Genomic DNA, 13,319 nt, shown 5'->3' with positions numbered 1-13,319 from the left:
CGCACCGGCCTCCTCGGCTTCCGGCTCCGGAGCGGCCAAGGCCGCCACCCGCCGTTCCAGCAACTCCCCGGCATCCCGCAGCACAGGTACGACCTCGCGACCAAGGCTGGATCCTCAGTCGTGCGGCGGCGCTCCGGTGACCATGTGGTCCGCATGGCTGATGGCCTCGACGACGAGGCGGCGCACGTGCCCGTCGCGCAGGGCGTAGACGGAGCGGCGCCCGACCTTGCGCATCTCGACCAGACCGGAGAGGCGGAGCTTGGCCAGATGCTGGCTCACCGCCGGACGGGCCGCTCCGCTGGCCTCGGTGAGTGTGTTGACGTCGGCCTCGCCTTTGGCGAGGGTCCAGACCAGATGCAGCCTGGTGGGGTCGGAGAGCAGAGCGAAAACGTTGGCCGCCGCGGCGAACTGCGCGGCGCCACCGCGGTGCGCCTGCAATTCGGACGCAGTTGCAGTGGATGACTCTTTGCTCGCCGACATGGACCCATCGTAGAGCGCCACGTCGGCGGGCGGGCCGATCCGTCCCGGTTGCTGCGATGCGAGCGCGCACATACGAACCGATTCAGCGCCCGAGCCGGATCGGAATGACGCCCACCTTCAGCGAAGAGACGCTGGTCGGTCGCCTGCTCGCGACAACTCGGGCGCGCCGTTGAGCAGACGGCGGAGGTTGTTCGTGCGATCCAACAGGTGCATTGGTGCAAGAGTATGCACATAATGATAGTTGGGTGCTTCCGGCGCCCACCCTGTCGCGACACTCCTGAGAGGTGAGCCATACGTGAACGCCCGCCATGAGCACCCCCACCCTCCTGCCTCGACGCAAGGCCGCGCGGATGCCCACGAGTCGGGTCATGAAGTCGGACACGACCACGATCACGATGGCCACGATCACAGCCACGCGGGGCACGATCATGACCCCGAGAGCGGCAACCACAGCCACGATCGCGGCCATGACCATGACCATGACCACAGCCATGACCACGGCACGGGCCGCTGGTCTCAGTGGAAGCACCAGATGGCGCACATGGTGAAGCCGCACTCGCACGAGGCGGCCGACAAGCTCGACTCCGCGATGGAGTCATCGGCCGAGGGGATGCGCGCGCTGTGGATCTCCCTCGGCGTCCTGGGCGCGACCGCGCTCTTCCAGGTAGTGGTCGTCGCCCTGTCCGGGTCGGTGGCACTGCTCGGCGACACCATTCACAACGCCGCCGACGCGCTGACCGCACTGCCGCTGGGGGTGGCCTTCATCCTCGGCCGACGGGCGGCGAACCGCCGGTTCACCTACGGTTACGGCCGCGCGGAGGACCTGGCGGGCATCGCCATCGTCCTGACCATCGCCGCCTCGGCGGCCCTGGCCGCCTATCAGGCCATCGAACGGCTGTTGAACCCCCAGGACATCTCGCACCTGTCCGTCGTCGCGGTCGCGGCGGTTGTCGGGTTCATCGGCAACGAGTGGGTGGCCCGGTACCGCATCCGCATCGGCCGGAAGATCGGTTCGGCCGCACTGGTCGCCGACGGTCTGCACGCACGGACCGACGGCTTCACCTCGCTGGCCGTTCTGATCGGGGCGGGCGGAGCGGCGCTCGGCTGGCGACTGGCCGACCCGATCGTCGGCCTGGCCATCACCGCCGCCATCCTGCTGGTCCTCAAGGACGCCGCGCGCGAGGTCTTCCGCCGGCTGATGGACTCCGTCGACCCGGCACTGATCGACACGGGCGAGGCCGCCGTGAACGACGTACCCGGAGTGCACGCCGTGACGGAGTTGCGGATGCGCTGGATCGGGCACCAGCTACGGGCGGAGGTCACCATCGAAGTGGACGGCGACCTGAACCTGCACGAGGCACACGAAGTGGCCGCCGAGGTCGAGCACGCCCTCATCAACGCCGTGCCCCGTCTGACTGCGGCCTTGGTGCACACGGACCCCTCCGCCAAGACCGAACCGGAGAACCCTCTCTCCAAGCTCGCGCACATCTGAATTATCCGAACTAGGAGCATCGGCAGCATTTAACCGCATCAGCAAGAGTTCATCCCGGCCGCACGGAGCAGTGGCCCCGGGCGCTTTCGGCGTGCGCTTCCTTGCACCCCAACGCGCTTCGGGCCAGCCGTGCGCCGCTTTCGTCAATTGCCCGCATTCAACGGGCAGTTGACGAGCAACGCAGCTTCTGAGCTGCCCTTTTACCCTCTCCTCCGGTGCCGGAGCGTAAGGATTCGCCGGACAACTCCAGGCAATGCGTTGTTTACAAAATATCGTCAACAACATATCGACAACCCGCAGAGGTCTCCGTACCTTCGAACACCAAGAGCCATCACCCGGGCCATGAAGCAACGACCACCGGTCCGGGTGCCCAGCAGGTGGGGGAATCCCGTTCCATCCCAATCGGATGAGTGAGATTCATGAAGAGACTTCGCTTGACCTGTGAATTGACGGCCCTGACCCTGTCCCTCGCGGCCTGCGGCATGGGGGGTGGGAATTCGACCGGCGGCAGCGGCAGCACCGGTGCCCGGAGCATCGTGATCGACGAACCGTTCGGGCCGGTGGCCAACTGGGCCCTGGAGACGGACGACGCCTTCGTACTCAGCAAGTTGGGCTGCCTGGAGACCTTGGCGAAGTACGACACGAGCGGCTCGCTGAAGCCGATGCTCGCCGAGTCATGGACCCAGTCCGCACCGAAGACCTGGGACATCACGCTTCGACAGGATGTGAAGTTCCAGGACGGCACCCCCCTCAACGCCTCAGCTGTCGCCGGCGCCCTGAAGCACGGACTCGGCGCGAAGGCACCCGTATCCGCGTTCTCGCCCGAGGCGATCGCCGGGGTCGAAGCGGTTGGCGACTCGACGGTGAAGATCACGACCGTCGCCCCGGACGCCCTCCTGCCCTACCGCCTCGCCGCCCCCAACACCGGGATCCTGGCTCCGAAGGCGTACACCGGCTCGTCGATCGATCCCAAGGGGACCTGTACCGGCCCCTTCCGGATCACCAAGGTGATCCCCCAGCAGGCGGTCGACCTCAAGCGCAACACGTCCTACTGGGGCGGCTCGGTGAAACTGGCCTCCGCCGAAGTGCGGTTCATCGCCGACGGCGCCAAGCGCGCCACGCAGGTGCAGACCGGCGAGGCTCAGATCGCCAGGAAGATTCCCGTCGCGAGCGTCCAGGATCTCAAGGGCGGCAGCGGTGCGTCGGTGCGGACACAGGAGCTGCCCCGGACCACCGAGTTGGTCCTCAACAACAAGAAGGCGCCGTTCGACAGGACGGAGGTACGGCAGGCGATCCAGGCGGCGATCGACACCAAGGCGATCACCGACGCCGTCTACCCGGGAGCGGCACGACCGGCGGTCGGCCCCTTCGCCCCCGGCGAGCCCTACACCCCCGACGGCTCGGACGCCGTGCGGGCCGATGTGGCGAAAGCCAAGTCGCTGCTGGCCAAGGCCGGGGTCGACCCGGCGTCCGTCAAGATGCAGCTGATCGCCTACAACGAGGGGCCCGGCTTCGCCGACCTCGCCGCCGTCATCCAGCAGCAGCTCAAGGCCATAGGCGTGCGGGTGACGATCAAGACCGCCGACTACGCCTCGGTGGAACCGGACCTCCTCTCCGGCGACTTCCAGGCAACTCTGCTCTCCCGCAACCACCTCGGTGACATGCCCGACCCGCTCGGCTACCTGACCGCGGACTACACGTGCAAGGGCGGCTACAACCTCTCGCACTTCTGCGACCCGAAGATCGACGCCCTCATCCGGAAGGCGGCCTCCACCAAGGACGCCAAGGCCCGGTACGCCGACTACGCGCAGGTCGCCGCCGCACTCCAGGCTCGCGCCGTGGACGTCTTCCTCGTCCATGAGACGGAGTCGGTCGCCGTCGCCTCCGGAGTCAAGGGCTACGCGGTCCACCCGTACTACTCGCTCACCGCCGGCCTGTCCGTCGGCAAGTAACCCCCCGCTGACGCAAAGGAGTTCGTCGTGATCGACTTCCAGCCCAAGTACATCACCTTCGACTGCTACGGCACGCTGACCGCCTTCGGGATGTCCGCCCTCACCCGCACTCTGTTCGCCGACCGCGTCGACGCGGACCGCATGGAGGACTTCCTCGACGACTTCGAGGCATACCGCATCGACGAGGTGCTGGGCGCCTACCAGTTCTACCCCGACGTCATCAAGAGCGCCCTGCGGCGGGCGTGTGCCCTGTGGAAGGTGGAGTACCGCGACACGGACGGCGAGCAGATCGTCGCCGCCGTACCCACCTGGGGCCCGCACCCCGACGTCCCGGACGCGCTGCGCACGCTCGCCGAGAGCTACCCGCTCGTCATCCTCTCCAACGCCGCCGACGACCAGATCGGCGGCAACGTCGAGAAGCTGGGCGCACCGTTCCACGCGGTGTACACCGCCGAACAGGCACGGGCGTACAAGCCGCGTCTCCAGGCGTTCGAGTACATGCTCGGCCGACTCGGCTGCGGCCCCGACGAGATCCTGCACGTCTCCTCAAGTCTGCGCTACGACCTCATCCCCGCGCACGACCTGCGGATCCTCAACAAGGTCTACGTCAACCGGGGTTACGAGCCGAGCGTGCCGTACTACGGCTACCACGAGGTCAAGTTCCTGTCCGAACTCCCCGCCCTGCTCGGGCTGTGAGCGCCGTGAAGCCCGTTCCCTACTGGCTGGACACCGCCCCGGCCGGCCCGGACCGTACGGCGGTGGAGGTCGGCGGCCGTACGGACGTGGCGATCGTCGGCGCCGGGCTGACCGGCCTGTCGGCCGCCGTCCACCTGGCCCGCAAAGGGGCCCAGGTCACCGTGCTGGAGCAGCAGACCGTCGGCTGGGGCGCCTCAGGACGCAACGGCGGCATGTGCACCACGGGGCTGGCCATCGGATTCCTCACGGCCGTGGCCCGCTACGGCATCCCGACCGCCAAGGCGCTCTATCTGGCGTACAACGACGCGATCGACACCGTCGAGAAGCTGGTGGTCGAGGAAGGCATCGACTGCGACTTCGCGCGGACCGGAAAGCTGAATCTCGCCGCCAAGCCCGCGCACTTCGAGCGGCTGGCGCGCACCCACGACGCGCTGGCCGAACTCATCGGCTACGAGACCCAGTTGGTCCCGAAGAAGGACCTCAGGTCCGAGATCGGATCCGACTACTACCACGGAGCCATGGCCGATCCCCAGGGCGCCGGTCTGCATGTCGGCAAGTTCGTGCGCGGCCTGGGCGAGGCCGCCGCCGGTCTCGGTGTGACCATCCACGAGAAGGCCCCGGTGACGAAAGCCCGCCGGATCAGCGGCACCGTGCACGAGCTGACCACACCCGCCGGCACCCTGCGCGCCGACAAGGTGCTGGTCGCCACCAGCGGCTACACCGGCTCTCCGTTCCGCTGGCTGCGGAACCGCATCGTCCCGGTCGGCAGCTTCATCATCGTGACCGAGCCGCTGCGGCAGGAGGTCGTCGACGAACTGATGCCCACCCGCCGCATGGCGTCCGACTCCAAGAACCTCCTGTACTACTTCCGCATCACGCCGGACAACCGGCTGCTGTTCGGCGGGCGGGCCCGGTTCGCGATGTCCAGTCCGGAGTCCGACGCGAAGAGCGGCCGCATCCTGCGCAAGGGCATGCTCTCGGTGTTCCCGCAGCTCGACGGCGTACGCATCGACTACTGCTGGGGCGGCCTGGTCGACCTGAGCCTGGACCAGATGGTCCACGCCGGCGAGCAGGACGGGCTGTTCTACTCCGTGGGCTACTCGGGCCACGGCGTCCAGATGGCCACCCACATGGGCCGTCAGATGGCCGACGTCATGGACGGCAGGCCCGCGGCGAACATCTGGCGGGGCCTCAAGTTCCCCCGCGTGCCCGGTCACTTCGGACCGCCCTGGTTCCTGCCGTTCGCCGGGGCGTACTACCGAACCCTCGATGTGATCAAGTAGCCGCCGCCCGGCGACGATCCCGAAAGGAGGGATGCACGATGGTCAGATTCGTAGTGCGGCGGCTCGTGGTCCTGCTGGTCACCCTGCTCGCCGTGTCGGCCGCCACCTTCGCCATCCCGTACGCCTCGGACGGCGACCCGGTGCGGACGATCCTGCGCTCCAGGGTCTCCGACCAGGCTCTGGACCCCGCGGCGATCGCGTCCCTGCGCACCGAGCTCGGGCTTGACCAGCCGATCGTCGCGCAGTACCTGAGCTGGCTCGGCCGGGCGGCACACGGGGACTTCGGGGTGTCCTTCACCAGCCGGACGCCGGTCGACCAGCTGCTCGGCAGTGCGCTGGGGGTGTCCGGCACGCTCGCCGTCACCGCCATCGGGCTGGCGTTCGTGGCCGCCCTTCCGCTGGGCACGCTCGCCGCGACCCGGCCCGGAAAGCGGGTGGACAACGGAGTGACGCTGCTGACACAGAGCTTCGTCGCCATCCCCGAGTACTGGCTCGCACCGATCCTGGTCCTGCTCTTCAGCCGCTACCTCGGCTGGCTGCCGTCAGCGGGCTGGCGCGACCCCACTTCCCTGGTCATGCCCGCGCTCGTCCTGGCACTGCGGCCCATGGCCTACTTCACCCAGGTCACCAGGGCCGCGATGACCGACGTCCTGGCGGCGCCGTACATCGTCGCCGCCCGCAGCCGGGGTCTGAGCCAGTCCCAGACCCTGCTGCGGCACGGGCTGCGCAACGCTCTGCTGCCCGTGATGACGCTGTTCTCCCTATGGTTCGCGGGCCTGCTCGGAGGTTCGGTGGTGGTGGAGGTCATCTTCTCCATCCCCGGAATGGGCCGGCTCGTCTACAACGCGGTGGTCAACCACGATGTCCCGCTGATCCAGGGCGGAATCCTGAGCATCGTGGCGCTGGCGGTCATCGTCACCACGGCCACCGACCTCCTGTACGCCCTGATCAACCCGGCCGTGAGGGTACGCGATGGCGCTGTCTAGCCCTGTTCCGCACAGCCCGGGCCGGCGCGGCACGGCACGCCACGTCGCACATCGGGCGGCCGCCGGTCTGCGCGCGGCCCTCGACCGGCACTGGACGCTGCGCGCCGGCGCCGTGACACTGGCCGCCGTGCTGGTGGTCCTGCTGCTCACTCCGTGGATCGCCCCCTACGACCCGGCGCACCAGGACCTCGCCCAGCGGCTGGCCGCACCCAGTGCACAGCACTGGCTCGGCACCGACCACTTGGGCCGGGACGTGCTGAGCCGACTGATGTACGGAGGCCGCTTCTCGGTCTCCATCGCGGCGATCACCCTCGTGCTCTCCGCGGTCGCCGGCACGGTCGTCGGAGCGTTCAGCGCCCGGCGCGGCGGCATCGTCGACGAGACCGTCATGCGCACCACCGACCTGCTGATCGCGATCCCCGACGTCGTCGTCGCGCTGTTCCTGATCGCGGCCTTCGGCACCGGCTACAGCATGTTGATCGCCGCTCTGACGATCGTGGGCTGGACACCCTTCGCACGCCTCATGCGGGGGCTGGCCCTGGAGATCAACAGCCGGGAGTACATCGAGGCCGCCGAGGCCCTGGGCTGCTCCCGCTCCTTCATTGTCTTCCGCCACGTCATCCCGAACGCACTGCGCCCGGTAATGGCCCTGGGCTTCCTGCGTTTCGGGCACAAACTCATCACCGTAGGAGGACTGTCATACCTGGGGCTGGGCGTGCGGCCTCCCGACTCCGACTGGGGGGCCATGCTGCTGGACGCCCAGCCGTACATGGAGCGCGTCCCTCTGCTGGTGATCGCGCCCGGCCTGGTCATCTTCCTGACCGCGCTCAGCGTCACCCTGATAGGCCATGGTCTGGAACTCAAGCGGAAGAAGAGCATCGATGTCGGATAAGACGGCACAGGCACCGTCCCTTGCACCGGTCACCCGCAGGACGCTCGCCGCCCAGGTGGGCGAGCAGATCCGGCGCGACCTCCTCAAGGGCAAGTTCCCGCCCGGCTCCCAGCTCAACGAGGCAGAACTCGCCGCCTCGCTGGGCGTCAGCCGAGGGCCTGTCCGCGACACTCTCGCCCGGCTGGTCCACGAGGGACTGCTGCTGAGCCAGCCCCACCGCGGAGTCTTCGTCCCCCTGCTCGACGAAACCGACATCCTCGACATCTTCTACGCGCGAGAGGCGCTCGAAGCCGCCGCCTTCCGCCGCGTCATCACCTCCCCGAAACCCCCCGCCCTGCTGCGCTCGCTGGACGAGGCGGTGGACGCGATCGCCCGCGCCGCGGACTCCGGCGACTGGTCGCAGGTGGGCGATCTCGATCTGCGTTTCCACTCCCTCGTGATCGAGGCAGCCGGCAGTCCCCGTCTCAGTCGCATGTACGACACGGTGATCTCCGAGACCCGGCTGTGCCTGAACCTGCTCACCGACGTCGACCCGGCACGGCTCGACCTCATCGACGAGCACCGTGAACTGGCGCGGCTGGTTGCGGGAGACGACGTCGACGCCGCGCTCGCCACCCTCGACAAGCACTTCGCGGAAGCCACCGTGACAGTGCGGAACCGCCTTCGCGCCACGCAACGCTGACCGCCACGCCCGTTCCCCGGCGTCGCCCTCGTACAGGGAACATCCTCCTCGTAAAGGGATCCCGGATATGCGCACACACAGTCCTCCCGCGCCTGCTGCTGGCAGTACCTCCGACACCGCTCTCGACATCCGTGGCCTCCGAGTGGAGTTCTCCGGCTCCGGCTCCACCACCCCCGCGGTCGACGGTCTCGACCTGTCCGTCCGACGCGGCGAGATCGTCGCTCTGGTCGGTGAGTCGGGATCGGGGAAGACCGTCACGGCGTCGAGCGTCATGGGGCTGCTCCCGCCGGGCGCCCGGGTCACCGCCGGCCTGATCACCCTCGGCGGCGAGGACCTGGCGAGTCTGACCCCGAAACAGATGGACCGCGTTCGTGGGCACCGGATGGCGATGCTCTTCCAGCAGCCCAAGGCGATGCTCGACCCCACGGCCACCGTACGCAGCCAGGTCGCCGAACCGCTCCGCCTCCACCAGGGGCTCAGCCGCCGCCAGGCGAAGGCCCGCGTCGTGGAGCTCCTGCGCGACGTCGGCATTCCCGAACCGGAACGGCGCGCCTCGGCGTACGCGCATCAGCTCTCGGGCGGCATGGCACAACGAGTGATGATCGCGGCGGCCCTGGCAGGCGATCCCGCACTGCTGATCGCCGACGAGCCGACGACGGCCCTCGACGCGACGGTCCAGGCCCAGATCCTGCAGCTGCTCCGCCGCAAGCAGCGGGAATCCGGCATGTCCATCCTGCTCATCACGCACGACCTCGGCATCGTCACCTCCATCGCGGACCGCGTCGCCGTCATGTACGCGGGGCGCGTCGTCGAGGAGGGCGCGGTGCGCGATGTCTTCCACGCCCCCGAACACCCCTACACCCGGGCCCTGTTGAAGGCGTCGCTGCTCCAGTCCGAGCAGGGCAGGCTGTTCGCCATACCGGGCAGCGCGACCCAGTCCCGCAGCCTCGACCACGGCTGCAGGTTCCAGCCGCGGTGTCCGGTCTCGCAGGACCTCGGCATCACCGGGGAGTGTGCGAACAAGGAGCCTCCGCTGCATGTCTGCGGCGGCGAGCGCCGTTGCCGCTGCTGGGCGTCGAAGCACGACGCCGGTCCCCCCGCCCAGGCGGTGAAGGCATGACGGCACTCGAAACAGCGGCCTCCGCAACGTCCGCGGAGGCACGAGAGCCCCTCGTCGTCGTCGAGGACCTGGTCAAACACTTCCCGCTGAAGGGCCGCGCCTTCGGACGCAAGCGATACGTCCACTCGGTCGACGGGGTGTCGTTCACGATCGCGCCCGGCGAAGTGCTGGGCCTGGTGGGCGAGTCCGGCTGCGGCAAGAGCACCCTGGCCAGAGCCATGCTCGGGCTGACGCCGGTCGACTCCGGACGCGTACTCTTCGACGGCACCCACGTCGCCGCGACCAGGGGCGCCGCACGCAAGGCGTTGCGCCGCTCCATGCAGCTGGTCTTCCAGGACCCGTACGCCGCACTCGACCCGCGGATGCGGCTGGGAGCCGGCCTCGACGCACCGCTGGCCCAACACGGCCTGGGCACCCGGGAAGAACGGCACCTCCGCGTCATCCAGGCGCTCAACCGGGTCGGGCTGGACGAGTCGTTCCTCGGCCGACGCCCCGGGGAGTGCTCGGGCGGTCAGCTCCAGCGGGTCGTGGTGGCCCGCGCCCTGCTGCTGAACCCGCGCCTGCTGATCTGCGACGAACCCACCTCCGCGCTCGACGCCTCGATCCGCGCCCAGATCCTCAACCTGCTGATCGAGCTGAAGAACGAGCTGGACCTCACCCTGCTGATGATCTCCCACGATCTGCGGGTCGTACGCCACATCTGCGACCGGGTGGCGGTCATGTACCTGGGCGAGATCGTCGAGGTGGCGTCCCGGGAGGATCTGTTCGAGCGCCCCGCGCACCCCTATACCCAGGCGCTGCTGGCCGCTTCGCTGCCCGAGCAGCCCGGTGCGGACAGCGCGTTCCCCGCCCCGCGCGGTGAGCCGCCCAGCCCCGTGAACCCGCCTGCCGGCTGCCGGTTCCACCCGCGCTGCCCCCAGGCCCGTGAGCGGTGCGGCATCGAGCCGCCCACGCCGGCTTCCGGCAGCCAAGGACACCTCGTCTCGTGCCACTACCCCGACGCGTAGAACGCGCCGACCGACCAGAGGAGCGAGCCGATGCCCGCAGCCGAGCCCCAAGCCGCCGCGCCGTTGACCTGGCAACCGCCCGCCGGAGCCCTGTGGTCCGGCCGCTGGGTGGACGGCGCGTCGTCCATGCCCGTGCACGATCCGGAGGACGGCAGCCTCCTCGGCCGCGTGACCGACGCCTCCCCCGCCGAGGTCGACGAAGCCGTCACCGGCGTGGCCGCGGCCGTCGCCTCCGGGGAGAACTGGCCCGCGTGGCGCCGCCGCGAGGTACTGGACGCCGCAGCCCAACTGGTCCTGAAACGGCGAGAGTTGCTGACGCAAGTGATCTCCCGGGAAGGCTGCAAGACCGTACAGGAGGCGGGCGGAGAGGTGGCGCGCGCCGCCGAAACCCTGAGGCTCTCGGCCCAGCAGGCAGGCTGCCTCACCGGCGAAACCCTGCCCTTCTCCGACACTCCCCGCGGACACGACCGCCTCGGCTGGTACACCCGTGAACCCGTCGGGGTGGTCGCCGCCATCACTCCGTTCAACGACCCGCTCAACCTGGTCGCGCACAAGATGGGCCCCGCACTCGCCGGCGGCAACGGCATCGTCCTCAAACCGGCCGAGGCCACACCGCTCACCGCACTGGCCTTCGCCCGGATACTGCTGGACGCCGGGGTGCCCGCCGACCGCTTCGCGATCGTCCCCGGAACCGGCAGCGGCGCGGGGCGCGCACTCGTCGGGCACCACCTGGTGGACCTCGTCTCCTTCACCGGCGGCTACCGGACCGGCAACGAGGTGGCACGCACCGCCGGGGCCAAGAAGACCCTCATGGAACTGGGCGGAAACAACGCCGTACTCGTACTCGCCGACGCGGACCGGGAGTTGGCGGCACAGGCAGTCGTGGACGGCGCGTTCGGGGTGGCCGGGCAGAACTGCCTGTCCGTACAACGGGTCTTCGTCGACGCCCGCATCGCCGCCCGGTTCACCCAGGACGTGGTGAAGGCCACCGAGGCGCTGACGGTCGGCGGCAAAGCCGATCCGCGCACCGACATCGGCCCCCTCATCAACGAGCGCGAAGCGCGCCGGGTCGAGGAATGGGTACGGGAAGCCCTCGACCACGGCGCCGAGTTGCTCGCGGGAGGCCGCCGAGAAGGCGCGTTCCACTGGCCGACCGTGCTCACCGGGGTACCCGCCGATGCCCGGGTGATGACCGACGAGGTCTTCGGACCGGTCCTGACGATCGAGCCGTTCGACACGGTGGACGAAGCCGTGGCTCGGGCCAACGACACGCATTACGGCCTCCAGGCAGGCGTGTTCACCACTGGCCTGGACACGGCCCTGACCGTCGCCGAACGGCTGCGCGTCGGCGCGGTGATGGTCAACGACAGCAGCGACTTCAGGATCGACGCGATGCCGTTCGGCGGACCCCGGCGATCGGGCGTCGGCCGCGAGGGAGTGCGCTACGCCGTAGAGGCCATGACCGAGCCGAAGGTCATCGCTGTGCGCCGGGGAGCGTGAGGGCGGCCCTCGTCCCCATTCCTCAAGCCTGCGCCGTCTCCGGTTCCGGAACCGTCAGCTCGTCGAAGTCCTCGACGCCGGTGACGGTGTACTCGACAGGTCGGCGCGGTGCCGGGTCGAGCAGGAGCCGGGTGACGTCGGGGCGGGAGTAGTGTCCGACCGGATCGGCGGCCGCCTTGGCGATGGGGATGGCGGACAGGTCGATGTCGGCGTAGAGGATGCCTTCGGCGTCCTCGGGCAGCGGCTCGGCCAACGGGCGGCCGTCGGGGCCGTAGATCCGGGCGAAACCACCGCCGCGCTGCAGCAGTTGCTGCTTGACAGGGGTGTCACAGAACAGTTCGAAGCCGGACCGCGGTGCTGAGGCCCGGGGAGTTCGCCCTGTACGACACGACCCGCCCGTACACGCTCGACTTCCCGGACCGTTTCGAGACGGTGGTCTTCCAGATGCCGCGGCAGTCGCTCGGACTGGCCGAATCCGAGCTCCGGCACATCACCGGTGTGACGATCGGTCCGGAACAGGGACTGGTCGGCATCGTGGTGCCTTTGCTGTCCAAGCTGGCAGCCGAAGCCGGTACGTACCGTCCCGACATCGGCGAACTGCTCGCCCGAAACGTGTCGGACCTGCTCACCACCCTCCTCACCGAGCGCCTCGGCAAGGACACCGCGTCGCTGGACGCCGCGCGGCAGACCCTGCTGCTGCGGACCCGGGCATTCATCGATGCCCGCCTGGCGGATCCGGCCCTGTCGGCGGAGACGGTCGCCGCCGCCCACCACATCTCCGTACGCCACCTGCAGCGCCTCTTCCAGGCGGAGGGGACGACGGTGAGCGAATGGATCCGCTTCCGCCGTCTTGAGGCGTGCCGCCGGGAGCTCGGCCGTCCCCGCCGGACCAGGCCGGCCGTGGCCGCCGTGGCCCAGCGGTGGGGCTTCGTCAGCCCCGCCCACTTCAGTCGGGCGTTCCGCGCCTTGTACGGCATGTCGCCACGCGAATGGCAGGCCTTGGCGGATGAGAACCGCGGGTCTGTGTGAGGGCTTCCTCCCCGGTGATCCGGAAATCCTGAGGTATTCGCCTGCCTCCTGACAGGCAACCGGGTGGCTGGGTTACCCGCGGCTGCGCCCCGTGGCACCTCCCCGGCAAGCTCCGCCTCCGCCGCCCGTATCCCGTGTTCATCCCAGCGGTGATCCGTCCTCGCAGGTCACAGGCGCGTGACTGTCCCGGCGTCCCAACC

The 13,319-nt window shown here is 69.3% G+C and carries 13 protein-coding genes; 11 read left to right on the top strand and 2 right to left on the bottom strand.

Features of this window, described 5'->3' with window-relative positions; translation table 11 throughout:
- Positions 1–114 precede the first annotated feature (114 nt).
- A complete protein-coding gene (locus OHA11_RS32390; protein ID WP_266502426.1) occupies positions 115–480 on the bottom strand; it encodes a metalloregulator ArsR/SmtB family transcription factor in 366 nt (121 codons plus the stop codon).
- A 532-nt stretch (positions 481–1,012) separates the two neighbouring features.
- Between OHA11_RS32390 and OHA11_RS32385 the strand changes: the two genes are divergently transcribed.
- The 10 genes from OHA11_RS32385 to OHA11_RS32340 all read left to right on the top strand — a co-directional run bounded on the left by OHA11_RS32385 (position 1,013) and on the right by OHA11_RS32340 (position 12,090).
- On the top strand, positions 1,013–1,972 hold the full coding sequence (locus OHA11_RS32385) for a cation diffusion facilitator family transporter (protein WP_266502424.1): 960 nt from the start codon (positions 1,013–1,015) through the stop codon (positions 1,970–1,972).
- Between the two features lie 434 nt (positions 1,973–2,406).
- Positions 2,407–3,924 carry an ABC transporter substrate-binding protein gene (locus tag OHA11_RS32380; protein WP_266502422.1) on the top strand — a complete coding sequence of 506 codons (1,518 nt, stop codon included), beginning with the start codon at positions 2,407–2,409 and terminating at the stop codon, positions 3,922–3,924.
- A gap of 27 nt (positions 3,925–3,951) precedes the next feature.
- Positions 3,952–4,620, top strand: coding sequence for a haloacid dehalogenase type II (locus OHA11_RS32375; protein WP_266502420.1), 669 nt, complete (start codon positions 3,952–3,954; stop codon positions 4,618–4,620).
- Positions 4,617–5,903: an FAD-binding oxidoreductase gene (locus tag OHA11_RS32370; RefSeq protein ID WP_323186718.1), complete on the top strand. Its 1,287-nt coding sequence runs from the start codon at positions 4,617–4,619 to the stop codon at positions 5,901–5,903. Before OHA11_RS32375 ends, OHA11_RS32370 begins: the two co-directional genes overlap by 4 nt.
- Before the next feature lie 38 nt (positions 5,904–5,941).
- Positions 5,942–6,889, top strand: a complete 948-nt coding sequence (locus OHA11_RS32365; RefSeq protein ID WP_266502418.1) for an ABC transporter permease — start codon at positions 5,942–5,944, stop codon at positions 6,887–6,889.
- Positions 6,876–7,781, top strand: a complete 906-nt coding sequence (locus OHA11_RS32360) for an ABC transporter permease (protein WP_266502416.1) — start codon at positions 6,876–6,878, stop codon at positions 7,779–7,781. The genes OHA11_RS32365 and OHA11_RS32360 overlap by 14 nt, the downstream gene beginning before the upstream one ends.
- Positions 7,771–8,463 (top strand): GntR family transcriptional regulator, encoded by a 693-nt coding sequence (locus tag OHA11_RS32355; protein ID WP_266502413.1) that lies wholly within the window; start codon positions 7,771–7,773, stop codon positions 8,461–8,463. The genes OHA11_RS32360 and OHA11_RS32355 overlap by 11 nt, the downstream gene beginning before the upstream one ends.
- A gap of 67 nt (positions 8,464–8,530) precedes the next feature.
- Positions 8,531–9,583 carry an ABC transporter ATP-binding protein gene (locus tag OHA11_RS32350; RefSeq protein ID WP_266502411.1) on the top strand — a complete coding sequence of 351 codons (1,053 nt, stop codon included), beginning with the start codon at positions 8,531–8,533 and terminating at the stop codon, positions 9,581–9,583.
- Positions 9,580–10,590: an ABC transporter ATP-binding protein gene (locus OHA11_RS32345; protein WP_266502409.1), complete on the top strand. Its 1,011-nt coding sequence runs from the start codon at positions 9,580–9,582 to the stop codon at positions 10,588–10,590. Before OHA11_RS32350 ends, OHA11_RS32345 begins: the two co-directional genes overlap by 4 nt.
- Positions 10,591–10,620: 30 nt before the next feature.
- Positions 10,621–12,090, top strand: a complete 1,470-nt coding sequence (locus tag OHA11_RS32340; RefSeq protein WP_266502407.1) for an aldehyde dehydrogenase family protein — start codon at positions 10,621–10,623, stop codon at positions 12,088–12,090.
- A gap of 22 nt (positions 12,091–12,112) precedes the next feature.
- On the opposite strand, the gene OHA11_RS32335 is transcribed toward OHA11_RS32340, so the two are convergent.
- On the bottom strand, positions 12,113–12,394 hold the full coding sequence (locus OHA11_RS32335; RefSeq protein WP_266507613.1) for a hypothetical protein: 282 nt from the start codon (positions 12,392–12,394) through the stop codon (positions 12,113–12,115).
- Positions 12,395–12,444: 50 nt separating this feature from the next.
- Here OHA11_RS32335 and OHA11_RS32330 point away from each other — a divergent pair, with 50 nt between their 5' ends.
- Complete coding sequence (locus OHA11_RS32330) at positions 12,445–13,119, top strand: helix-turn-helix domain-containing protein (RefSeq protein ID WP_266502405.1); 675 nt, start codon at positions 12,445–12,447, stop codon at positions 13,117–13,119.
- Positions 13,120–13,319: the final 200 nt, after the last annotated feature.

It is taken from the genome of Streptomyces sp. NBC_00878 (assembly GCF_026341515.1).
In the GTDB taxonomy this organism is placed as follows: domain Bacteria; phylum Actinomycetota; class Actinomycetes; order Streptomycetales; family Streptomycetaceae; genus Streptomyces.
Note: the sequence above shows the minus strand (reverse complement) of the source record. Positions and strands in the feature narration are given on the sequence as shown.